The 22,507-nt window shown below is 60.9% G+C and carries 19 protein-coding genes; 17 read left to right on the forward strand and 2 right to left on the reverse strand.

What is annotated here, in order from left to right:
- Positions 1 to 17: 17 nt before the first annotated feature.
- The 8 genes from QZ298_RS05200 to QZ298_RS05235 all read left to right on the forward strand — a co-directional run bounded on the left by QZ298_RS05200 (position 18) and on the right by QZ298_RS05235 (position 8,762).
- On the forward strand, positions 18 to 1,790 hold the full coding sequence (locus QZ298_RS05200) for a tetratricopeptide repeat protein (RefSeq protein ID WP_296006196.1): 1,773 nt from the start codon (positions 18 to 20) through the stop codon (positions 1,788 to 1,790).
- Positions 1,791 to 1,798: 8 nt separating this feature from the next.
- Positions 1,799 to 2,923 carry a peptidoglycan DD-metalloendopeptidase family protein gene (locus QZ298_RS05205; protein ID WP_296006198.1) on the forward strand — a complete coding sequence of 375 codons (1,125 nt, stop codon included), beginning with the start codon at positions 1,799 to 1,801 and terminating at the stop codon, positions 2,921 to 2,923.
- Positions 2,924 to 2,925: 2 nt separating this feature from the next.
- The gene (ybeY, locus tag QZ298_RS05210) at positions 2,926 to 3,363 is read left to right on the forward strand and encodes an rRNA maturation RNase YbeY (RefSeq protein ID WP_296006201.1); all 438 of its coding nucleotides are present in this window, start codon (positions 2,926 to 2,928) and stop codon (positions 3,361 to 3,363) included.
- Complete coding sequence (locus QZ298_RS05215) at positions 3,360 to 4,892, forward strand: ComEC/Rec2 family competence protein (RefSeq protein WP_296006204.1); 1,533 nt, start codon at positions 3,360 to 3,362, stop codon at positions 4,890 to 4,892. Before ybeY ends, QZ298_RS05215 begins: the two co-directional genes overlap by 4 nt.
- Positions 4,889 to 6,040, forward strand: a complete 1,152-nt coding sequence (locus QZ298_RS05220) for a methyltransferase domain-containing protein (protein WP_296006207.1) — start codon at positions 4,889 to 4,891, stop codon at positions 6,038 to 6,040. Before QZ298_RS05215 ends, QZ298_RS05220 begins: the two co-directional genes overlap by 4 nt.
- 68 nt (positions 6,041 to 6,108) lie before the next feature.
- Positions 6,109 to 7,419: a YihY/virulence factor BrkB family protein gene (locus QZ298_RS05225; RefSeq protein ID WP_296006210.1), complete on the forward strand. Its 1,311-nt coding sequence runs from the start codon at positions 6,109 to 6,111 to the stop codon at positions 7,417 to 7,419.
- Between the two features lie 48 nt (positions 7,420 to 7,467).
- Entirely contained in the window at positions 7,468 to 8,241 is a 774-nt protein-coding gene (locus QZ298_RS05230) for a Rossmann-like and DUF2520 domain-containing protein (protein WP_296006213.1), read from the forward strand.
- Positions 8,217 to 8,762 (forward strand): HAD family hydrolase, encoded by a 546-nt coding sequence (locus QZ298_RS05235; protein WP_296006217.1) that lies wholly within the window; start codon positions 8,217 to 8,219, stop codon positions 8,760 to 8,762. Before QZ298_RS05230 ends, QZ298_RS05235 begins: the two co-directional genes overlap by 25 nt.
- 29 nt (positions 8,763 to 8,791) lie before the next feature.
- Here QZ298_RS05235 and QZ298_RS05240 read toward each other — a convergent pair whose 3' ends face one another.
- Together QZ298_RS05240 and QZ298_RS05245 are read right to left on the reverse strand one after the other, a co-directional pair.
- Positions 8,792 to 9,805, reverse strand: coding sequence for a GNAT family N-acetyltransferase (locus tag QZ298_RS05240; protein WP_296006219.1), 1,014 nt, complete (start codon positions 9,803 to 9,805; stop codon positions 8,792 to 8,794).
- Between the two features lie 22 nt (positions 9,806 to 9,827).
- Entirely contained in the window at positions 9,828 to 10,661 is an 834-nt protein-coding gene (locus QZ298_RS05245; protein WP_296006222.1) for an acyltransferase, read from the reverse strand.
- A 169-nt stretch (positions 10,662 to 10,830) separates the two neighbouring features.
- Here QZ298_RS05245 and rsmH point away from each other — a divergent pair, with 169 nt between their 5' ends.
- The 9 genes from rsmH (at position 10,831) to QZ298_RS05290 (ending at position 22,506) form a co-directional block, all read left to right on the forward strand.
- Positions 10,831 to 11,733: a 16S rRNA (cytosine(1402)-N(4))-methyltransferase RsmH gene (gene rsmH / locus QZ298_RS05250; RefSeq protein WP_296006224.1), complete on the forward strand. Its 903-nt coding sequence runs from the start codon at positions 10,831 to 10,833 to the stop codon at positions 11,731 to 11,733.
- 4 nt (positions 11,734 to 11,737) lie between these two features.
- The gene (locus QZ298_RS05255) at positions 11,738 to 12,256 is read left to right on the forward strand and encodes an FtsL-like putative cell division protein (protein WP_296006226.1); all 519 of its coding nucleotides are present in this window, start codon (positions 11,738 to 11,740) and stop codon (positions 12,254 to 12,256) included.
- Between the two features lie 2 nt (positions 12,257 to 12,258).
- The gene (locus tag QZ298_RS05260; RefSeq protein ID WP_296006229.1) at positions 12,259 to 14,520 is read left to right on the forward strand and encodes a penicillin-binding protein; all 2,262 of its coding nucleotides are present in this window, start codon (positions 12,259 to 12,261) and stop codon (positions 14,518 to 14,520) included.
- A gap of 16 nt (positions 14,521 to 14,536) precedes the next feature.
- Positions 14,537 to 15,991 carry a UDP-N-acetylmuramoyl-L-alanyl-D-glutamate--2,6-diaminopimelate ligase gene (locus QZ298_RS05265; RefSeq protein WP_296006232.1) on the forward strand — a complete coding sequence of 485 codons (1,455 nt, stop codon included), beginning with the start codon at positions 14,537 to 14,539 and terminating at the stop codon, positions 15,989 to 15,991.
- A 299-nt stretch (positions 15,992 to 16,290) separates the two neighbouring features.
- Positions 16,291 to 17,535, forward strand: coding sequence for a phospho-N-acetylmuramoyl-pentapeptide-transferase (mraY, locus tag QZ298_RS05270; protein WP_296006235.1), 1,245 nt, complete (start codon positions 16,291 to 16,293; stop codon positions 17,533 to 17,535).
- 159 nt (positions 17,536 to 17,694) lie between these two features.
- On the forward strand, positions 17,695 to 19,041 hold the full coding sequence (gene murD / locus QZ298_RS05275; RefSeq protein ID WP_296006238.1) for a UDP-N-acetylmuramoyl-L-alanine--D-glutamate ligase: 1,347 nt from the start codon (positions 17,695 to 17,697) through the stop codon (positions 19,039 to 19,041).
- A gap of 78 nt (positions 19,042 to 19,119) precedes the next feature.
- Positions 19,120 to 20,376, forward strand: coding sequence for an FtsW/RodA/SpoVE family cell cycle protein (locus QZ298_RS05280; RefSeq protein ID WP_296006241.1), 1,257 nt, complete (start codon positions 19,120 to 19,122; stop codon positions 20,374 to 20,376).
- A 2-nt stretch (positions 20,377 to 20,378) separates the two neighbouring features.
- Entirely contained in the window at positions 20,379 to 20,771 is a 393-nt protein-coding gene (locus QZ298_RS05285) for an RNA-binding S4 domain-containing protein (protein ID WP_296006244.1), read from the forward strand.
- A gap of 382 nt (positions 20,772 to 21,153) precedes the next feature.
- Positions 21,154 to 22,506, forward strand: coding sequence for an MATE family efflux transporter (locus QZ298_RS05290; protein WP_296006247.1), 1,353 nt, complete (start codon positions 21,154 to 21,156; stop codon positions 22,504 to 22,506).
- The last annotated feature ends 1 nt before the right edge of the window (position 22,507 follow it).

Consider the following 22,507-nt stretch of genomic DNA (forward strand, 5'->3'; position numbering starts at 1 on the left):
CACACGACAGACAGATCATGAAACGTGCGGCAGCCATATCGTTTCTGTGCGTCGCCCTCTTCTCCTCGGCTTTCGTCGTCGGGAGGGGGACGTCGCCCATGCCTGCATGGGCCGATTCGCTGCCGGAGGTCTATTATTATACCGAGGGGATCAAGGCCAACGTCATCGCCCGCGATTCCGTGCGGGCGCACGAGTGCTTCGCCCGCGCCTTGCAGTGCGATTCGGCGTTCGCGCCCGCTTATTACGAGCTGGCCGTCTCCGAACTCGGAAGCCGGCCCGACCGGGCGGCCGAACATGCGCGCCGCGCCCATGAGCTGGATACCGCCAACTTGTGGTTCCGGTCGCTTTACGGGCAGTCGCTGCTCTACGCCGGTCAGTACGAGCGGGCGCTCGACGTCTTCCGTGGATTGCAGCGCCGCGATCCGGCCAATCCCGACAACTATCGCGTCTTGGCTTTGCTTTATGAGATGGGCGGGCAGCCTTTCTCGGCCATCGCCATGCTCGACTCCGCCGAGCGGCGTTTCGGGCGCATCCCCATGTTGGGCACCATGAAGCGGCGGTTGCTCGTCGCCACGCGCCAGACCGACAAGGCGATCGCCGAAGCGCGCGCCATGGTCGAGACCGTGCCTTACGACGCCGAACATCGGGTGGCTCTGGCCGGTCTTTATGCCCTCGCCGGCCAGGATTCGTTGGCTCTGTCCCAGTACATACAGGCGTTGGAGATCGACTCCACGGCGCTGCCGACGCTCGGTGCTCTGGCCGATTTCCACAACGACCGGCGCGACTTCCGCAGCATGCTCGCCGTTACCAAACGCATGTTTGCGCTCGATGCCATGCCTCTGGAGCGCAAGATCGCGCGTTTCGAGCAGTTTACCTCCGACATGCGTTTCTACCGCGAGTATTATTTCCAGCTCAACGACCTGGCTTCGATGCTGGCCATCCGCTATCCTCGCGACAAGCGCGTCGTGGAGCTTTACGCCGGCCACCTGATCGCGTCGGGCGAGTTGGAGCGTGCATTGGAACTCTACAAGCTCCATACGGAGGATTTGCCGCCCGACGAGGATTATTTCCGGTCGGTAATCGACATCGAGACCTACCTCCAGCGGCCCGATTCGGTCGACCGTTACGTCGACCGTGGATTGGCTTTGTTTCCGGGGCGCCCCGTCTTCCATATCGCCAAGGGCAACGTGTTGAGCTATTCCAACGATTACCTTCCCGCCATCAAGGCTTATAAGGAGTCGTTGCGTTATGCCGACAGCGATTCGCTGCGCGGTGTCATCTGGGGGTTGATCGGCGACGCCTGGCACCGCGTGGCCGAAAGCACTGCGCCCGACGGGGGGCAGGAGGCTTCCGGCGATACGCCGGCCCGGCGGCGGGCGCTCAAGGCTTGTTATGCAGCTTACGACCGTAGTTTGAAGTATGCTCCCGATAGTCCGTTGGTGTTGAATAACTACGCCTATTTCCTCGCCGTCGAGGGGCGCGAGTTGGAAAAAGCGCTCGCCATGTCCAGCCGCGTCGTGGCGCTGACCGACAACAACCCTACCTACCTCGATACCCACGCCTGGGTGCTTTTCCGGCTCGGCCGGGCCGAGGAGGCCAAGCGCATCATGCAGCAGGCCATTGCGCTCGACAGCCGCAACAGTCCCGAGCTGCTGGTGCACTATGGCGACATCCTCGATGCCTTGGGCGAACGTTTCGTCGCCGAGACCTATTGGCGCAAGGCGCTTGAAAAAGGATACCGGGCCGAAGCGATCCTCCGGCGCATGGAGTCCGGCAAAACCAAGCAATGATCCCGCCCATGAAACCTTTCCGTTGCCTGCTGACCCTTTTGTTGATTCTTCCGTTCTTTTCCGCCACGGCCCAGAACAGCCGCAAGATCGAGGAGCAGAAGCGCGTCATCGCTTCGCTCGAAAAGAAGATCGCCGACGAGGAGCAGCAGATCGCCCGGCTCAAGAAAGGGCGTGCCGACACCGAGGAGCGCGTGCAGCGCATGGCGCGGCAGCTCGACTCCCGCACCCGTCTGCTCGACGAGACACGCCGCCAGGCGCAGCTTCTGCGGCGCGAAATCGCCCACAAGGATTCTTTGGCCGGCAACCTCTCGTCCGCTTGCGAGCGCAGCCGCCAGGAGTACGCCGCCATGGTGCGCGAAGCCTATCGCAATTACCGGCACCAGAATTACATCACGTTCATCTTCTCTTCGCGCAGTTTTTCCGATATGGCGCGCAAGATCGCCATCTTGCGCGAGGTCGCGGCCGTGCGCGAGCGTAAGTTGCAGGAGATCGTCTCCCTCTCCGAGCAGGTGCGCATCGAGAAGGCCGAACTCGACGCCCGGCATCAGGCGCTCGGGTCGGTCACGCGGAAGCTCTCCTCCCAGAAAGCCGAACTCGAACGCAGCACGAAGAACGCCAAGCTCGAAATCCAGCGCATGAGCCAGAAAGAAAAGAACGCCTTGCAGCGCAAGGTGGCCCAGGAGCAGCGGTTGAGCGTGGCCATCAGCGAGCTGCGCAAATTGACCAAGGGCAACAAGGCGGGCGCTTCGTTTTCGTCCAGCACTTCGGGTCTGCGGCTGCCCGTGGCTGCCGGTCGCGTGAAGCGTTACAAGGGCAACATGGCCGAGATTACCGGGCCGAAAGGGGCGCACGTCGTCTCGATCTACGAGGGCAAGGTCGTCGAGATCAAGCGCAACCGCATTACCGACAAGTTCGATGTCTTCATCGCTCACGGCGAGTATATTACCTCTTACGCCAACTTGGGGTCGGTCGTTGTCGAAAAGGGGCAGCAGGTGGCCAAGAACCAGCGCATAGGCACCATCGGTTCGGCGGTCAACGTGCTGACCATGCAGACCGAGTACAAGTTGGTTTTCGGCATCTATCCGCCCAACCCTTCGCAGAAGATGCTGGCCGAGAACTGTTTCAAGAAATAGGGATGGTACGCTACTACACCGACGATTGCGCCTATCGGCTGCTTCAGAAGCGGCTGACGGCTGCCTGGCTGCGCGGCGTGGCCCAGGCCGAGGGATATGTGTTGGGCGACGTGAACTACATCTTTTGTTCCGCGCGCAAGTTGCTTGAGATGAACCGGCAGTTCCTCGGACACGATTATTTTACCGACGTAATCACGTTCGATTACAGCGACCGGCGCGGTGCACGCATCGTCTCGGGCGATGTTTTCATCGACGTCGAGACCGTTGCCGACAACGCCCGGCTTTATGGTGCTTCGCGGCTCGACGAAATGCGTCGCGTGGTCGTTCACGGCCTTCTTCATCTTTGCGGCCAGGGCGACAAGACACCCCGTGCCAACCGGCAGATGCACCGCAAGGAAGACAAATACCTGGCTTTTTGGAAGCGAGCGGGCGAGGAGTGAAAAATCATTTTTTTGGAGGGCCTTTGTTCCGGTTGCTGGTGCTGTTCGTTCTCGGCATCTTGTTGGCGGAGCGGTTCGTGTTGCCGTTGTGGTTTTTCGCAGCGGCTTTTTGCGTCTGCGGGGTCGTCGCGTTGTTGTTGAGGTCGTCGGGCGCTTTGGCGGTCATGTTTTTGACCGCCGGATTCGGCACCGCCCAGTTGCGGGAGCCTGTGCGGAGCGTTCCCCTCGGTGTGCGCGGCATGTGGGAGATCGAAGTTTGCGGCATTCCAGCCAATAGAGGCGGTTATTGGGTTGCCGACGGCGTGATCCGCGCATGGAGACCCCTTGCCGACGCCGGTTCGAGAGAGGGTCGGCCGGCCGTTCGGGTTCCGGAGGAGAGCCGGTCGTGTGTTCCCGCGGCCCGAAACCGGTGGTCGCCCGCTTCCGACAAGGTGGTGTTGCGGGGCGATACGCTCGTCAGCTTGTCGGGCGGCGAGCGCATCCGGTGTTTCGGGAGCGTGCGTCCCTTATCGGGCGGTTCGGCAGGTTATCGGCGGTCGATGGAGCGGCGGGGTGTCGTCGGGTCGCTTTTTCTGCGGCCGCACGATGTGATCGGCTGTGTTTCCCACTCTCCCGGTCTGCATCTGCGGGCGGCCCGTCGGTTGGAGACGCGGTGTTCTGCTTCCGATGCCGGCGCCGTCGTCCGGGCCATGACCGTCGCCGACCGCAGCGGGTTGACTCCCGGCTTGCGTGCCGATTATTCGCGCAGCGGCATGGCCCATTTGTTGGCCGTCTCCGGATTGCATGTCGGTATCGTCTTTTGGTTGGTCAACGGCGTGTTGAGGTGGGTGACGCTTTTCCGCCGCGGGCATCTTCTGCGCAATCTGTGCGTCATCGCCGCCGTGTGGGGTTATGTCGCCGCGGCCGGGTTTCCGCCCAGCGCCGTGCGGGCTGCCGTCATGGCGTCTATGTTGCAGTTGGCAATGGCTTCCGCTTCGACTTATGTCGCATGGAATGCACTCGCTGCCGCCGCTTTCGGCATGTTGTTGTGGAATCCCGCTTGGTTGGGCGACATCGGATTCCAGCTTTCGTTCATCGCTGTGGCGGCCATCCTCGCTTGGGGCGTGCCCCTCTGCCGGCGGCTGCGCACCGGGCGCCGGCCGGTCGATGCGCTTGTCGATACGCTTGTCGTCGGATTCGTCGCGTCGCTCGCTGCGGCACCGTTGGTCTCGCATGTTTTCGGTGTCGTGCCGACCGCAGGGTTGTTGTTGAATCCGGTCGCCATTCCTTTGGCCGCAGTCGTCGTCATGGCCGGGTTGCTCTTGCTGCTCGTTCCCGTTCCGATGTTGTTGCCCGTGTTCCGGGTCATCGGCGAGGCTGCCGCTGGTCTGCTCGACCGCATGGCCCGTTTCGTCGCTTCGATGCCCGGCGGCGCGGTCGACCATTCGCTTTCGGCAGGGTGGACAGTGGCTTGTTACGGCATTTTCGTCGTTGTGACTTGGGCTGTATGGCAGTATGAACCGAAAAAAAGCATAAATTTGCCCTCGTGATCGATTCTCAAGAATACGCTTTGTTGATCAGCGACGAGGTAACGCGCGCCGTTGCGCAGCATCGCCGCCGCGACCATCTGGAGGTGGCGCTCGACAGCGGCGTGCCGCATGCCCGCGTGGTCGCCACGCAGGTCAAGTATCTGGCCCGCGCCGCCGTAAAGCTGCCTTCGTATGCCGCTGCGCAGTGTATCTTGCCCCCTTTGGCGTTCGAGCAGGCTTCCAGCGAGCGGTGCGCCGCCCGCAAGACCATCGGGGGCGATCGTGTGCTCGACCTCACTTGCGGATTGGGCGTCGATGCGTTCGCCTTGAGCCGGCGTTTCCGCCGCGTCGTAACGTTGGAGCGCAACGAGTGGCTCGCCCGCATCGCGCAGGAAAATTTCCGCCGTCTGGGCGTCGCGAATGTCGAGGTCGTATGCGCTGCTGCCGAGGATTATTTACAGCATGCCGACGGGTGTTTCGATTGGGTCTATGCCGATCCCGACCGCCGTTCCGCCGCGGGGCGCAAGTTGGTGCGTCTGGAGGAGTGCTCGCCCGCGATTCCCGACCTGCTGTCTGCTATCCGGCGGGTTTCGGGGCGGTTGTGTCTGAAGAATTCGCCGCTTTTCGATGTCGACGAGGCGCTGCGTCTCTTTCCCGCCGCGCGCGTGGAGGTCGTCTCGCTCGACGGCGAGTGCAAGGAGGTGGTCGTCTACGACGATGGGGCCGGCCCCTCGGTCACGGCTACGGCGCTGGGCGATCCCGATCGCAGTTTTACCCTTCGTTCGGGCGGTGTGCCGCCGCTGCCCAGAGCTTTCCGGCAGGAGGAGTACCGGTGGCTTACGGTGCCGGACGTCGCTTTAGCCAAAGCCCGTGTCGCCCGTGCCCACCTTGCCGGGCAGGTCGACATCTGGAGCGACGGCGGGTTCGGATTCTCGGTCGGGCGCCCCTCGGACGCGATCGGCAGGGTATTCGCAATAGAGTCGATCGGGCCTTACGATCCGCGGCAGCTCAAGCGTTTGTACAAGGGGTGCGGCGCCACGATCTTCAAGCGCGATTTTCCGCTTTCGGCCGACGAGATCATGCGCCGTACAGGATTGCACGCAGGCGGCGATCTGCGGCTGGCATTTACTCGCATCGATGGCCAGTTTTGGACGATCCGTTTAAAATAGTTACATTTGTATACCAATCATACGCAAAGGCGGTCGGATAAAGCGGAACGCCGATACATAAGTTTTTTATGAAGCCGAAAGAGATTCTCCCTTATTTTACCGATACGATCTTCCGCCGCGATGCCAGCGAATGGCGCAGTCCTGTCGTGCGATGGTTCGTGCAGCAATATAAGCTGGTGTTCTATACCGCCCGCGGGTTGTTGGAGCATGGCACCATCATCCGGTCGGCCGCTTTGACGTTCTACACCTTGATGTCGCTGGTGCCCATCCTGGCCGTGGTCTTCGCTGTGGTCAAAGGGTTCGGCCTGGCCGACGGCCTGGTGCAGAGCCTCTATTCGCTCTTTCCGCAGAGTCCCGAGTTGATCGACTATGTGGTGGCCTTCGCCGAAAAGGCGCTGGCCCGCACCCAGGGCGGCGTGGTGGCCGTCGTGGCGCTCGTCATGCTCTTTTGGGCTGTGATCCGTGTCTTCGGGTCGATTGAAAAGGCGTTCAACAACATCTGGGAGGTCAAGGTCAAGCGCAGCCTCGCCCGGCAGTGGAGCGACTACATCGCCATCGTTATGATCGTGCCCGTGCTGTGGATCATCGCCGGGGCGGTGGGCGGTTATGCCCGCGAATGGTTGGGTTTCGGCGACGGTTGGGGCTACCGGCTGCTTTCGCGCAGCGTATCGCTGCTTGTCATCTGGGTAATGTTCGTCTTTTCCTACATGGTCATCCCCAACGCCCGGGTGCGCTTCACGAGCGCCTTGACGGCCGGCATCGTCGCCGGCACGGCGTTCGCGCTCTTCCAGTGGGGTTACTTCTACGTGCAGCGATGGATGACTTCCTACAATGCCATCTACGGCAGTTTCGCCGCTTTGCCGCTTTTTCTGATCTGGATGCAGACTTCGTGGGAGATTCTCCTCTTCGGCGGCGAGCTGTCGTTCGCCTACCAAAACATCGCCCGCTTCGGCGAGGAGCGCGAGTCGCTGCGCATCAGCTACGACCAGCGGCGCAAGGTGCTGTTGGCCGTCATGCTCGCCATCGTCGAGCGGTTCCGCGACAAAGGCGGCGCTATGCCTGTCGAGGATATTCGTCAGCAGTTGGATTTGCCTACGCGCATCGTCAACGACGTGCTCTACCAGCTTGTCCAGGCCGGGCAGCTCATCGCCGTGCCGTTGGGCGACAACGAGCGCGACATGGCGTTCGTGCCGGCGCACGACATCGGGTCGTTGACTGTTTGCGGGGTGCTCGAATCGGTCGAGCGGGCCGGAGAGATCGTTTTCGTGATGGACGCCACGCCCCAACTCACGCGTGTCGACCAGGAGTTGGAGCGGCTCAAGTCGGCTGTCCGGCAGACACAGGGCTGCGTGCGGCTGGTAGATTTATTGAAAGATTGAATTGTCAAGAAGCAGGGGCGGCATCCGGCAGCCCTTCTTCTCGTTGTTATGGAAAAAGTCATCATTATTGGCAGCGGCAATGTGGCCGAGGCGTTGGCGCATGCCGTCGCCGCAAGTTCGTTGCACCTGGTGCAGGTGTGGGCGCGCAACGCTGCGCGGGCGAAAGAGATCGCCGAAGCGGTGGGGTCTCCGTGGACTTGCCGGCCCGAAGAATTGGCCGCGGCCGACATTTATCTGTTGGCCGTAAGCGATCGGGCCGTAGCCGAAGTGGCGGCGGCGCTGCCCGTTCCGGAAAACGCCCTTGTCGCCCATACGGCCGGCAGCGTGCCGTTGGAGGCGCTGCCCGCGAAGTATGCCCGGCGGGCCGTCGTCTATCCGTTGCAGACGTTTACGCGCGGACGCCGCATCGACTTCGCGCAGGTGCCCTTCTTTATCGAGGCATCGACGCCCGCATTGCAGGTCGAACTGGAGTCGTTCGCCCGCAAGTTGTCGCGCCATGTTTTGCATGCCGATTCGGCGCGTCGGGCGCAGCTGCACCTGGCCGCCGTGTTCGTCTGCAACTTCGTAAACCACATGTATGCCGTGGGCGAACGGTTGATGCACAGCTCGGGTCTCGATTTCGAGTTGTTGAAGCCTCTGATCGCCGAGACGACGGCCAAGGCGCTCGACGCGTCGTCGCCCCTTGGCGTGCAGACCGGGCCGGCCGTGCGGGGAGATGTTCCGACCCAGGAGCGTCATGCCGCGATGCTCGACGATGAGACCTTGAGAACGATTTATCGATCAATCAGTCAAAACATATGGGAAATTTCAAGGAAGATATAGCCCGCACCGAAGCCTTCGTCTTCGATGTCGACGGCGTGATGACCGACGGGGGGATCATCCCTACGGCCGACGGCGATTTCATCCGCCGTTACAATGCCAAGGACGGTTATGCCCTGGCCTACGCCATCAAGATGGGTTACCGCGTGTGCATCATTTCGGGCGGGCGGGGCAAGATCCTGGAGAACCGGTTGAAGATGCTCGGAATCAAGGAGTATCATCTCGATTGTATGGACAAGATCGCCGTATTGCACGATTATTTTGCCCGTGAGGGGATCGACCCGGCCAACGTCATTTACATGGGCGACGACATTCCCGATCTGGAGTGTATGCGCGAGGTAGGGATTCCGGTCTGCCCGGCCGATGCCGCTACGGAGGTGGTCGAGGCGTCGCGCTACGTGTCGCAGTTCGTCGGCGGTGCCGGTGCCGTACGCGATATTGTCGAGCAGGTGCTGCGGGCGCGCGGCGACTGGGCGCGCGATTCGCAGGGCGTCACGCCGTCGACGCTGGCGGCGTCGAACTGAAAAAAAGGGGTGCGATTCGCACCTCCTTTTTATTTGCCTTGTTTCTTGTTTTTCTTGATCCGTTCCAGATGGTCGATCAGATGCAGACGGAATGCTTCGCGTCGGGCCTTGAGGTTGCGCCGCCAGCCGACCCATCGGGTGTAGCGCTCGCGTTTTTCGGGGTAAATGTCCGGAATGGTTACCAGGATGCCCGTCTCCTCGACGCCTCCGAAATCGGGATTCGACACCGTGTCGAAGACCCGCATCGTGGGCGAGAGGTTCATGTAGGCGTTGATCAGCGGCGGGATGTTTTCGTTGAATTCGCGGATTTTCTGGATCAGAATGCGGTAGTTTTCTTGGTAGTTTCCGCCCGTGAAAAGTTGTTCGTAATAGGGGTCGTCCAGATCGAGTTGCAGCGGGTGGATGCCCTCCACCAAATGGTCGCGGTCGGGGAAGTAGCGGCGCAGGAACCAGATCAGCGCGTTGCGCGCCACGGCTTGGTAGGTGGTGTACATGGTAACCTTGCCGAACAGATATTTGACTTTGGGATTCAGCACGATGAGCGCTCCCAGCCCGTCCCAGAGGTTGTCCAGGGCATAGAGACTCTTGGGATTCTGCCGTGCCTGATAGGCTCGCTGGACGAACGAGCGGCCCAGTTCGATGGTGCGGGGCAGATAGCGGCGGCGGAACTTTTCGCTGAAACGGAAATAGTGCTCCGTCGAGAGATGGCGCGGATGGGGCGTCGTGCAGACGATGAACCGATAGCCCCCCACGATTTCCTCGGCCGAGGGATCCCATACGATGAGCTGATAGTAGCCGTCGCCCGCCAGGTCTTCTTCGTCGATGTCCACCTCCTTGCCCGTGCCGCCGCCCGCCGCGCGGAAGGCTTCTTCGCGCAGGCGCCCGATTTCGCGCATCAGTGCCGGACATTCGGCGGCCGGAAAGACATAGATTTCGTTCGATGCCTTGTTCGTGTCGCGCACCTTGCGTTCGGGTGTCAGCTCGGCCCGCAGCAGCGCCCGGTCGACAGGCGCGAGGATGGGATGTTCGGATATTCGTTGCATAGCAGGAACAAAAGTAGCCATTTTAGCTGTCATTCCGCGATGCTTCGAGCGTTTTTTCCAAGAAATAGGTTTTTTTGCGTACGGTTTCGGTCTGTTCGCGCAACGATCCGCAGCTCTGCAACTCGGCCACGGGGATCGGGTCGCCCACGACGATGCGGAAGTGTTTGCCTTTCTGCGAGAACATCTCGTCGGGGAGCCACAGCATTTCGATGTTGAACTTCACGCCCAGCGTCCGGCGTATCCGGTCGACGCCGTAGAAGAAGTTCGAGAGCCGTCCTTCCACGAATACCGGCACGATTTCGCGTTGCGAGGCGTAGGCCTTTTTCAGGAAGTTGGGCTTCCACTCCAGGTCGGTTACCTTGCCCCCGATGCGGCGCGAGCAGAGACCTGCCGGGAACGTGAGGATCGGCAGGTCGCCGAAAAACGCTTCGTCGAAACGGCGGGCGTACTCCGTGTTCTGGGAGCCGTGTTTGTTGACCGGTATCCAGAGCGGACGCAGGGGTTCGACGTGCATGAGCAGGTCGTTGACCACCACCCGGGCGTCGCCGAAGCGGTCGATGAGCTTGTCGGCCAGCATCATGCCGTCCATGCCGCCGAACGGATGGTTGGCCACGAAAAGGTAGCGGCCCGCCGGGTCGAGCTTCTCCAGTCCGCTGGCCGAGTAGGTCACTTTCCACTCGCGGAAGCAGGCCTGAATGAACTCCTGGGGCGGCAGTTCCCAGTAGGAGGCCAGGATGTGGTTGATGTCGGTTTCGTGCACCGTGCGGCGCAGCCATTCGATCGCCGGCCGCGGAATGCGGCGGGCCAGTTTCGGCGCTTTCTGCTGCAATATGTTTCCGATATCTATCTGAGGCATGGCAGAAAAAGGGGTTGAAGAAACGAGCCGGCGCCTGCCTTCGTCCCTCGGCAAAGGAGGCTGTTTTGCCGGGCGTCCGGACGTTCGAGAAAATATATCTACAAATATAAATATTCTTTTTCGAATTTTGCCTAACTTTACACCCAAATAGTCTTTTGCCGTCAACCCTATGTCCGGTTATCATACTCCCGTGTTGCTGGAAGAGTCTGTGGATCTGCTCGCTGTCGATCCGCAGGGCACCTACGTCGACCTCACGTTCGGCGGGGGCGGCCATTCGCGGCGTATTCTCGCGGCGCTCGGCTGCGAGGGGCGGCTTTTCGCTTTCGATCAGGATCGAGACACGCAGGCCAATCGGCCCGACGATCCGCGCTTCGGCTTCGTCGAAAGCAATTTTCGGTTTTTGCGCGGGGCGCTGCGTTTGCGCGGCGTGACGCAGGTCGACGGCATCCTGGCCGACCTGGGCGTCTCCTCGCACCATTTCGACGACCTCGGGCGCGGTTTCTCGTTCCGCGGCGATGCACCGTTGGATATGCGCATGAACCAGCGGGGACGGTTGACCGCCGCCTCGGTAGTCAATGATTATCCGCCCGAAGAGCTGACCCGCATATTCGGCGACTGGGGCGAGGTCGAGACGCCATGGAAGGTCGCCAACTGCATCGTTCGGGCACGCCAGGCGGAGCCGATCCGCACGACGGCCCGGCTGGTCGAGGCCGTGCAGCCCTGTACTCCCAAAAAAGATGGGGCCAAGTTCCTTACCAAGCTTTTCCAGGCGCTGCGCATCGAGGTAAACGGCGAAATGGAAGCCTTGAAGATGGCCTTGGAGCAGAGTCTCAAGGTGTTGAAGCCCGGCGGGCGGCTGGTTGTCATCTCCTACCATTCGCTCGAAGACCGGTTGGTCAAGAATTTTTTGCGCAGCGGCAATTTCGCCGGCGAGGTCGAGAAAGATTTTTTCGGCCGGGCCTGCGTGCCGTTCGACATCCTTACGCGCAAGGCCGTCGTTCCCTCCGACGGGGAGTTGGCGGACAATCCGCGGTCGCGGTCGGCCAAGTTGCGCGCCGCAGTCAAAAAGTGAAACCATGTTGCGCGACCACGAATTCGACCCCGTTGCTCCCGAGGAGCAGGAACGCCGCCTTCAGGAGGAGGAGTTCGCCCGCCGCGTGCGCCGCGAGGTGCTGCGCATGGAGCGGGGCGACGCCGAGGAGGACATCCGTGCCGATTTGGAGCAGGAGGCCTTGGAACGCGTCGAGGCCGAGGAGAGCGCCCGGCGCGAGCAGCGGCGCAAGTCGAGTATGCTGTGGCAGTTCTTTTCAGGCTCGATTCTCGTGCGCGAGGGCGTATCGCGTTATTATCCCTATATGTTGTGCGTCGCCGGCATGTTTTTTTTGAGCATCGCCGTGATGTTCACAGCCTTGCATCTCGATATGAAGTATTCGCGGCTTTCTCGCGAGGTGCAGATGCTGCGCGAGCGCTCCATCCGGCTGGAGGAGCAGCGTTTCAGCCGCACCACCCATTCGGCCGTCAGCGCGCGGTTGCGTGAACGCGGCATTCCGCTTTATGATCCCCCTGCTCCCGGCGAGCGCATCGAAACCCGTTAGGCATGAAAGAGGAACGTTCGAAGATCAAAAGCGATATCCTGCTGCGTGTGAGACTCTTGTATGTGGTCTTCATCGCCGCCGGCGCCCTTGTGTTCGGACGGCTCGTCTGGGTGCAGCTTTTCAGCCGCGAGGTCTCGTTCAATGCCGAGCGGCTGGCCGGGCGCATCTTTACCGAGGAGATCATTCCCGCGCAGCGGGGCAGCATCCTCGCCCGCAACGGCGATCCGCTGGCCGCCTCGATCTTCCGTTATCGCGTCGCTTTCGACTTCGCGTCGCCCGGGTTGGATTCGCTCCGCACGTTCCGCGAGCAGAGCGATTCGCTCGCCAAGCTGCTGGCTGCCTTTTTCAAGGATAAGTCCGTCGCTGAATACCGGCGCCTCTTTCGCGAGGAGCATGCGCGGCGTTATCGGCTCGTGCGGCCGCGCGACACGACTTACCTGCGCTCCGAGGGGTGGCTCGACCGATTGGGCGACCGCCTGCGGGGCGAGGAGTTCATCACGCGCACCATCTACGACACGATCCGCGACCATACGCCCGTCGAGATTTTCCCGCGCGACGTCGATTTTTCCGAGTGGGAGGTGTTGAGGCGTTATCCTTTGTTGAATTGGAACATGGGCATGGTCTACCGACTCATCGAGAACGATGAGCGTATCTATCCCCAGGGCGAGCTGGCGCGCCGCACCATCGGCAAGCAGGGCGGGCAGGGCAACTACGGCATCGAGGATGCCTACCGCGAGGAGTTGTCCGGACGCGACGGCAAGGCCGTGCGGCAGCGTATCGCGCGCGGCTTCCATGGACGCGTCGCCGGTGCCGGACATCAGGAGCCGGAAGACGGCCTGCATGTGGTGACGACCCTCGACCTCGATTTGCAGGAGGTCGCCGACAAGGCTTTGCGGCAGCAGCTCGTGGCGCAGAACGCCAATTGGGGCACCGCCATCGTCATGGAGACCCGTACGGGCGAAATCCTCGCCTTGGCTAATTTGGGCCGTACTTCTTCGGGAACTTATGCCGAGCGCGAGAACTATGCCTTGGGTCGCAGCATGGAGCCGGGGTCTACGTTCAAGCTGGCTACGATGTTGTTGTTGTTGGACGACGCCGGCATGTCGCCCGCCACGGTCTACGACACCAACGACGGCGATCCCGTGACTATCGGCCCGGCCGAGAACATCCGCGATTCGCATCGCGGCGGGCAGCGCATGGATTTCCGGCAGGCCGTTGCCGCTTCGTCCAACGTCTATTTCGCCCGCGCCGTCTGGGAGCGTTATGGCATCACGGGTAAGAAGATGCGTTATAGCGATTATCTTCACGATAAGTTGGGTCTCGGCCAGACCGTCGGTCTGGAGCGTCTCGGCGAGCGTTCGCCCTCGATCACCACCGACTGGAAGGTCGACGACCCCGGGGTCATGCTCGTCAAGATGTCGTACGGTTATCGCGTGTTGATGGCCCCCATTCAGACCATTGCGTTCTACAATGCCATCGCCAACGGCGGGAAGATGATTTCGCCCTTGTTGGTCAAGGAGCTGCGGCGCGGCACGCGGGTCGTCGAGCGGTTCGAGGCGCAGACGCTCCGCAAGTCCGTTTGTTCGCCTGCCGCCTTGCAGGAGGTTCGGCGCAGTTTGGAGGCGGTCTGCACCGAGGGTACGGCGCGCGACTTCTTCCGCGACACTTCCCGCGTGAAGGTGGCAGCCAAGACCGGCACGGCGCAGGTTACCGATGCGCGGCGGCGCGAAGGGCGTTATTATCTGGGATCGATGGTCGCGTTCTTTCCTTCCGACGATCCGCAGTTCACGGTTTTGACCGCCATCGAGACCAAAGCCCAGCCCGGCAAGGCTTTCTATGGCGGCCCGCTGGCCGGGCCGGTCGTCAAGCGGCTGGTCGACTACACGTTCAACCGCTACGGTTTGCGAAGCGCGCAGCCGGCGGATGCCGGGCCGGTGCGCCATCCTTGCCGGATCAAGGGCGGCGACATCGCCCAGATGCGCCGCGTCGCGGATCGGTTTTCTCCCGGGGTCGCCGCCGACCGTCGGACCGGTTGGGGTAGGGCGCATGTCGACTCTGCGGACAACGTCGTAATCCGGAGTTTCGGCGAGGAGCGCAAGACCGTGCCCGACGTGCGCGGCATGGGGTTGAAGGATGCGTTGTTCCTGTTGGAAAATTATGGTTTGCGCGTACGTTTTTCGGGCACCGGAGCCGTCGTGTCGCAGAGTGTTGCGCCCGGTATTCCGTTGCGGAGCGGAACGACGATTGAAATAAAATTGGAATAAATATAGCCGAGAGCATATGAAATTTCTTTCCGAGTTGATCGAGAATACGCCCGTGCGCGAATTGCTGGGCGATGCCGGGGTGCGGATCGAGGCGTTGATCTACGATTCGCGGGCCGTCGTGCCGGGAGCCTGCTTCTTCGCTGTGGCCGGCACGCGGTGCGACGGCCATGACTTCATCCCTGCGGCCATCGAAAAGGGCGCTGCGGCCATCGTGTGCAGCCGTCGGCCCGAGACTCTCGCCGCGGGGATCGTCTGCGTCGTTGTCGATGATCCCGCCGGTGCCATGGCTGACATGGCGGCCGCGTTTTACGACCATCCCAGCCGCAGCCTCAAGCTGGTCGGCGTCACGGGCACCAACGGCAAGACCACGACCGCCACGTTGCTCTACGATCTGGTGCGGGCCTTGGGACACAAGGCCGGATTGATCTCCACGGTGGTCTACAAGATCGATGAACGCACCGTCGAGTCGACCCACACCACGCCCGATCCCGTGCGGCTCAACGCTATGATGCGCGAGATGGCCGACGCCGGGTGCGAATATTGTTTCATGGAGTGTTCGTCCCATGCCATCGTGCAGGAGCGCATCCGGGGCCTGCACTTCGCCGGGGGCCTGTTCTCCAATATCACTCACGACCACCTCGACTACCACAAGACTTTCGCCGCCTACATCAAGGCCAAGCAGTCGTTTTTCGACGCGTTGCCGGCCGATGCCTTTGCGCTGACCAACGTCGACGACCGCAACGGACGCATCATGGTGCAGAATTCCGCTGCCAAGGTCTATGCTTATTCGCTGCGGTCGATGGCCGATTTCCAGTGCAAGATCGTCGAGCAGCACCTCGACGGCATGCTGCTGCGCATCGACGGCTGCGAGGTGTGGGTGGCCCTGCCCGGGCGGTTCAACGCCTACAACCTGCTGTCGGTCTATGGTGCTGCGCGGCTGCTGGGCTTCGGACGCGACGAAGTGCTGCGCGTGTTGAGCGCTTTGCGGCCCGTGGCCGGACGTTTCGAGATCGTGCGCGCGGAGAACGGCACCACGGCCGTGGTGGACTACGCCCATACGCCCGATGCGCTTGAAAACGTGATCCGCACCATCGAGGAGATCCGCACGCCGGGGCAACAGCTGCTGGTCGTGTGCGGCTGCGGCGGCGACCGCGACCGTACCAAGCGGCCCGAAATGGCGGCCATAGCCGTGAAATATGCCTCGACGGCGATCTTCACGTCGGACAATCCGCGGCATGAGTCGCCCGAAGCCATCCTCGACGAGATGGTGGCCGGTCTCGACCCCGCGGTGCGCTACCTGCGCATCGCCGACCGTGCCGAAGCCATCCGCACGGCCGTGATGCTGTCCCGTCCGGGCGATATCCTGCTTGTAGCCGGCAAAGGGCACGAGGACTACCAGATCGTGGGCGACGAAAAACGGCATTTCGACGACCGCGAGCAGGTAAGAAAAGCATTCGAAACGTTGGGGTAAAAAGGGTAAGAAGTTTTGGGGCCGGTCGGAGTCTTCAGCGTGCTAACGGCTTCGCGCTTTGAGAGGGGGCGGAGTTTCTGGGAAGGGTCGTATTCTTGGAGACGGTCGGAGCTTTCGGAGGGGCCGGGTTTTCGTGACGGCTCCGCACTTCGGAGGGGCCGGAGTTTCCGGGGAGGTTTCACGCTCTGGAGCGGCCGGAACATTCAGAGCGGCCAAAATTTTCGGGTCGGCTGCATGCTTCGGGAACGGAGATACGCTGTCGCAATTGTATTGAATTTTTAATAAATAGTTGTTCCATAATGTTTTATCATCTTTTTCGTATTCTCAGCCAGTCTTACAGCATTCCCGGTGCGGGTATGTTCCAGTACATTTCGTTCCGTGCCGCGGCGGCCATCATCGTGTCGTTGTTGATCGCCGTGATCTTCGGCCGGTCGATCATCGACTTCCTGCGCCGCCAGCAGATCGGCGAGGATATTCGTGACCTGGGTCTCGAAGGGCAGCTCCAGAAGCGCGGTACTCCTACGATGGGCGGTGTCATCATCCTGCTGGCGATTCTCATACCTACGTTGTTGTTCGGACGTCTGGACAACGTTTATGTGCAGTTGATGATCGTTTCGACCCTCTGGTTGGGCTTCATCGGCGGGCTGGACGACTATATCAAAGTGTTCCGCCATCGCAAGGAGGGTCTCAAGGGGCGGTTCAAGGTCGTCGGGCAGGTCGGCTTGGGCATCATCGTCGGCACCACCATGTGGCTTTCGCCCGAGATCGTCGTGCGCGAGAAGGTCACGCAGCCCGTCGAGACGCTCTTCGTCAATGCCGACGGGTCGGTCGAGCAGCAGTTCCGGCAGCGCGTGCTGCTCAGCTCCGAGAGCACCAAGACGACCAAGACCACGATCCCTTTCATCAAGGACAACGAGTTCGACTACGGATGGATGACCGGCGGCCACGACGTCGCCGCCTGGCTGCTCTACGTGCTGGTGGCGATCTTCGTCGTCACGGCCGTGTCGAACGGCGCCAACCTTACCGACGGACTCGACGGCTTGGCTACGGGGGTCTCGGTGCCGATCGTCGTGGTGCTGGGCATGCTGGCCTACCTCTCCGGACACATCGTCTACGCCGACTACCTCAACATCATGTACATCCCCCAGAGCGGCGAGCTGGTGGTCTTCGCCGCCGCGATGATCGGGGCGCTGGTGGGTTTTCTGTGGTACAATTCATTCCCCGCGCAGATCTTCATGGGCGACACCGGGTCGCTCTCGATCGGCGGCATCATCGCCGTCTTCGCCCTCTGCATCCGCAAGGAGCTGCTGTTGCCTGTCCTGTGCGGCGTCTTCCTGGTGGAGAGCTGCTCGGTCATGTTGCAGGTTGCCTATTTCAAATACACCAAGCGTAAATATGGCGAGGGGCGCCGCATTCTGCTTATGTCGCCCGTGCACCACCACTACCAGAAGAAAGGCCAGTTCGAGACCAAGATCGTCATCCGCTTCTGGATCATTTCGCTGCTCCTGGCCGCCATCACGCTGGTAACATTGAAGATAAGATAGAGGAAACCGAAGAAACAGTCGTCCGCATTCGCAGCGGGCCGCAGCTTCCGGGGAGGCCCGCCCTGCGGGTCAGCAAACTCTTTTCGAAACCCGGTTCTTTGCCGGGCGTGCTTCGCAGGCTCCGGCCCGCAAACGAACAGAAATAAGATTCGACGCATTATGAAAAACATTGTCGTATTAGGCGGCGGCATCAGCGGTTACGGTTCCGCAATCCTCGCCAAGAAGAAGGGGTTCGGAGTCTTTCTTTCCGACAGCGGCCGCATCGCCGCGCGTTATCGGGAGAAGCTCGACGAGTGGCAGGTGCCCTACGAGGAGGGCGGACACAGCGAGGAGCGCATCCTCGCCGCCACGGAGGTGGTCAAGTCGCCCGGCATCCCCGACACGGCGCCCATCGTGCGGAAGATTCGCGAGGCCGGCATTCCGGTCGTCTCCGAGATGGAGTTCGCCGGGCGTTATATGGGCAAGGCCCGATGTATCTGCATTACCGGTTCGAATGGCAAGACGACCACTACGTCGCTCATCTACAAGATCATGCGCGACGCGGGGCTGAACGTCGCCTTGGGCGGCAACATCGGCGAGAGCTTCGCCTACTCGGTCGCTACGGGCGACTACGACTGGTATGTTCTGGAGTTGAGTTCGTTCCAACTCGACGGCATGTACCGCTTCCGCGCCCACATCGGGGTGTTGATGAACATCACGCCAGACCACCTCGATCGCTACGACCATTGTTTCCAGAACTACATCGACTCGAAGATGCGCATCACGCAGAATCAGACTTCGCGCGACTGGTTCGTCTTCTCGGGCGATGACGAGACGATCTGGCAGCAGCTGCCTAAGTACGATCTGCGGATGCGGCAGCTGCCTTTCGCGGCGCGCAATGCGGTGGCGAGCGGTGCCGGCGATGCTTTTCTGTGCGACGGCAAATTTACCGCCACGGCCGGCAAGGCTTCGGTTGAAATAGACATGGCCAAAATGCGCATTGCCGGGCTTCACAATGCCTACAACGCTATGGCGGCGGCTTTGGCAACCCTTGCGGCAGGCGTCGCTCCGGCCAAGATCCGCCGATCGCTTTACGACTTCGCACCCGTCGAGCACCGGCTCGAACCCGTCGCCGAGAAGCAGGGCGTGCTGTGGATCAACGATTCGAAAGCGACCAACGTCGATTCGGTGTGGTACGCCTTGGAGAGCATGACGCGTCCGCTGGTCTGGATCGCCGGCGGCACGGACAAGGGCAATGACTACGGCCCGCTCAAAGAGTTCGCGCGGCAGAAAGTGCATACGTTGGTCTGCATGGGGCTGGACAATGCCAAGCTCGTGCGCGAGTTCACGGGCGTGGTGCCCGATGTGGTCTCCGTCGATTCGTTCGAGGCGGCCATGACTGCCGCCAAGGCCGCTGCACGCCCAGGCGATGCGGTGCTGCTGTCGCCTGCCTGCGCGTCGTTCGACTTGTTCAAGAACTACGAGCACCGCGGCGAAATGTTCAAGCAATGGGTAAAGGAGAAGTAGAAAATCTTTTCGTAAAGCCGACCGATGTTTTGCAGAGGCGGTCGGATAGTTTGCAAATGATTCGAATCGTTGAGTTTTATGGCAGCTATTGATCCCGATAAAGCCGAAGGGCGGAAGTTCCGGTTGTTTACCGGGGATCGCGTGCTGTGGATCATCGTGGCCACCCTGGCGGTCATTTCGGTGCTGGTCGTCTATTCGTCTACGGCCAAGATGGCCTACGATGCCCATACGGCCCGCACGACGGCCCATTTTCTGCGGCAGCAATTGTTCATTCTGGCGGTCAGCATGGTCGTCATGCTTACCGTGCAAAAGATCGATTGCCGGATCTACAATTACTTTGCGCGGCCCGTCTATTTCCTCTCTGTGCTGGCGACCGTCGCCGTCTATTTCGTCGGGTCGACCGTCAACGGCGCCGCCCGCTGGATACCGGTCGGCGGGTTCCAGTTCCAGCCCTCCGAGGCGCTGAAGGTCGCTACGGTGCTTTTCCTGGCCCAGCAGCTGGCCGGGCGGCAGTCGAAGATCGACAAGCTCCGCATCCTGCCTTCGTGGCGTTTCTGGACGTGGGGGCAGCCCGCGCAGCGGCGCATCTGGCGCGAGGGTGCGCGGCCGATCCTCATGCCGATGGTCGTCTCGTGCGCAGTGATTTTCCCGGCCCATTTTTCGTCGGCGATGCTGGTGTTTTTGGCCTCGTGGGTCATGATGTTGATCGGGCGCGTGCGCTTCGGCGAGTTGATGAAACTCTTGCTCGCGGCGCTTGCCGCCGTGATGTTGGTCATGACCTTGAATCTGGGGCGCAGCCAGACCGCCGAGGGGCGCGTCTCCACCTGGATGAACTATTGGACGCAGCCCCAGACCGAGAAGCCCATCGAGCATCTTACCGACTCGGAGCGTTCGATGATCGCCATCCACAATGGCGGCATCCTGGGCCAGGGCGCCGGGCAGAGCGCCATGCGTGTGGAGATGATCCACCCCGAGAGCGACTACGCCTTTGCGTTTTTCGTCGAGGAGTACGGGTTGTTGCTGGCCGTGGTGCTGCTGATGCTCTATCTGTGGATTTTCTTCCGGGCGATCGAGATTTTCCGGCGTTGCGGCACGGCTTTTCCGGGGTTGCTGGTGCTGGGACTGGCCTTGCAGATCACTTGTCAGGCGTTGCTGCATATCATGGTCACGGTCAACCTCATTCCCGAAACGGGGCAGACGCTGCCGCTGATTTCGCGCGGCGGTTCGGCCGTGCTCTTCACGGCCATTGCTTTGGGCATGATCCTCAGCGTCAGCCGCCAGAACGACGAGAAGTCGCACGATAAGCCCAAGGGCGAAACGATTTACGAGAAATAAAGATGGATAGTGTTCGACTCGATAAATACTTGTGGGCCGTGCGGGTTTTCAAGACCCGCAGCGATGCGGCCGACGCCATCCGCAACAACAAGGTCACGGTCGACGGGGCTTATGCCAAGCCGTCGCGCGAAGTGAAGATCGGCGACCGCATCGAGGTGCGGCGTCAGCAGGTAACTTACTCTTATAAGGTGCTCGATCTGGTTTCGAGCCGCCAGCCTGCCAAGAACGTACCCGATTACTGCCTCAACACCACGCCGCAGGAGGAGCTCGACAAGCTCAACGTGCCGCGCGAGACGATCTTCGTCTTCCGCGACCGCGGCACCGGACGCCCGACCAAGAAAGAACGCCGCGACCTCGACCAACTGATGGACGGGATTTATTACGAAGAAGAGTAACCGGAAGGCGGGCATATTTTACTTTCTGCCGCCCTATCTGCGTCCCGGCCCAGATTCTTGCTTCCATGCTCCGTTTTTGCCTTTGCTCTTATTCTGTCTCTGTTTCTATTTGGGTCTCTGGCTTCGCTGAAGATACTTCGCCTCGGCATAATCAAACCTTTGGTTTGGTTTTGTCCTCGCTTATTCGTATCTTTGCACTATAAATAGTTTGTTTTGTAATCCTCATCGGAGGGCTGCTATAAGGCCGGATAAGATGACTGGGTAAAACCACGACGCTTATCCGGCCTTTTTTGTGTTCGGAGCCGCCCGTCGTTCGACTCAAGTCCGGTTGTTTGCGTGGTCGGAATCGAATGATACGGATTTTTTATAAATGGAAAATATTATGGAAAGAGACGCTTTGGATCTCGGGACGGAACATGTCGGCCGCCTGTTCCGCAAGTTTTTCGTTCCCACACTGCTGGGTATGCTCAGCATCTCGGCCGTCACGGTCGCCGACGGCATTTTTGTCGGCCATGGGGTCGGCAGCGACGGCATCGCCGCTATCAACATCTGCATTCCGCTGCTGATGCTCTTCACGGGCTTCGGACTGATGGTCGGAGCCGGCTGTTCGGTCGTTGCATCGATCCATCTCGCCCGGCAGCAGGTCAAGGCCGCACGCATCAACGTCACGCAGGCGTTTTTGTTCGTCACTCTTGTTACGCTGGTGTGTTCGGCCTTGATTCTTGGTTTCGTGCGTCCTGTTGCTGCGTGGCTCGGGTCGTCGGAGCATCTGTTGCCCATGGTCGTCGATTATCTGTGGGGTTTCGTTCCGGCATTGGTTCCTCAAATGTGGGTCGCCGTGGGGTTGTTCGTCGTGCGTCTGGACGGTGCACCTCGGCTGGCCATGTGGTGCAGCGTCGTTTCAGCATTGGTCAACGTCGTGCTCGACTGGTTCTTCGTCTTTCCGTTGGGATGGGACGTCTTCGGAGCGGCGCTCGCGTCGACCCTGGCCGTAGCCATAGGAGGCATAATCGTCGGGGTCTATCTTTTCCGTCGGGCTCGGACATTGCGGTTTTATCCTCTCAAAGCCAGCCGCAAAAGCCTGCGTCTTACCTTGCGTAACATTGGTTACCAGTGCCGCATCGGGGCGTCGGCCATGTTGGGCGAGGCAACGATGGCTGTGTTGATGTTTACCGGCAATCTGGTCTTCATGCACTACTTGGGCGACGACGGTGTGGGGGCGTTCGGCATAGCCTGCTACTATGCGCCGTTCGTTTTCATGATAGGCAATGCCGTGGCCCAGTCGGCCCAGCCGATCGTCAGTTTCAACTTCGGAGCCGCCCGTCTTGACCGGGTTGCCGCGGTACAGCGTGTCGCCCTTGCCACGGCTGTTTTTTGCGGCGGGGCGGTCGCGCTGGCTTTCGTGGGGTGTCCGCAGCTGCTGGTCGGGTTGTTTCTGCCGTTGGAGACGGTGGCGGCCCGGCTCGCCGTTGAGGGGTTTCCGCTCTTCGCCGCCGGATTCGTCTGCTTCGTCGTCAACCTCGCGGTCATCGGTTATTACCAGAGTCTCGAACGGGTGCGTCCGGCAACGTTTTTCGCTCTTTTGCGTGGATTCTTCTTCCTTGTTCCCGCTTTCGTCTTGCTACCCCGTCTGTGCGGTACGCCCGGCATCTGGTTGGCTATGCCGCTTTCCGAAATGCTGACGTTCTTGGCGATCGGTGCCTATTATTGGCTGTGCCGGCGGCGGACTCGTTGAT

Source organism: uncultured Alistipes sp. (assembly GCF_910580175.1).
In the GTDB taxonomy this organism is placed as follows: Bacteria; Bacteroidota; Bacteroidia; order Bacteroidales; family Rikenellaceae; genus Alistipes.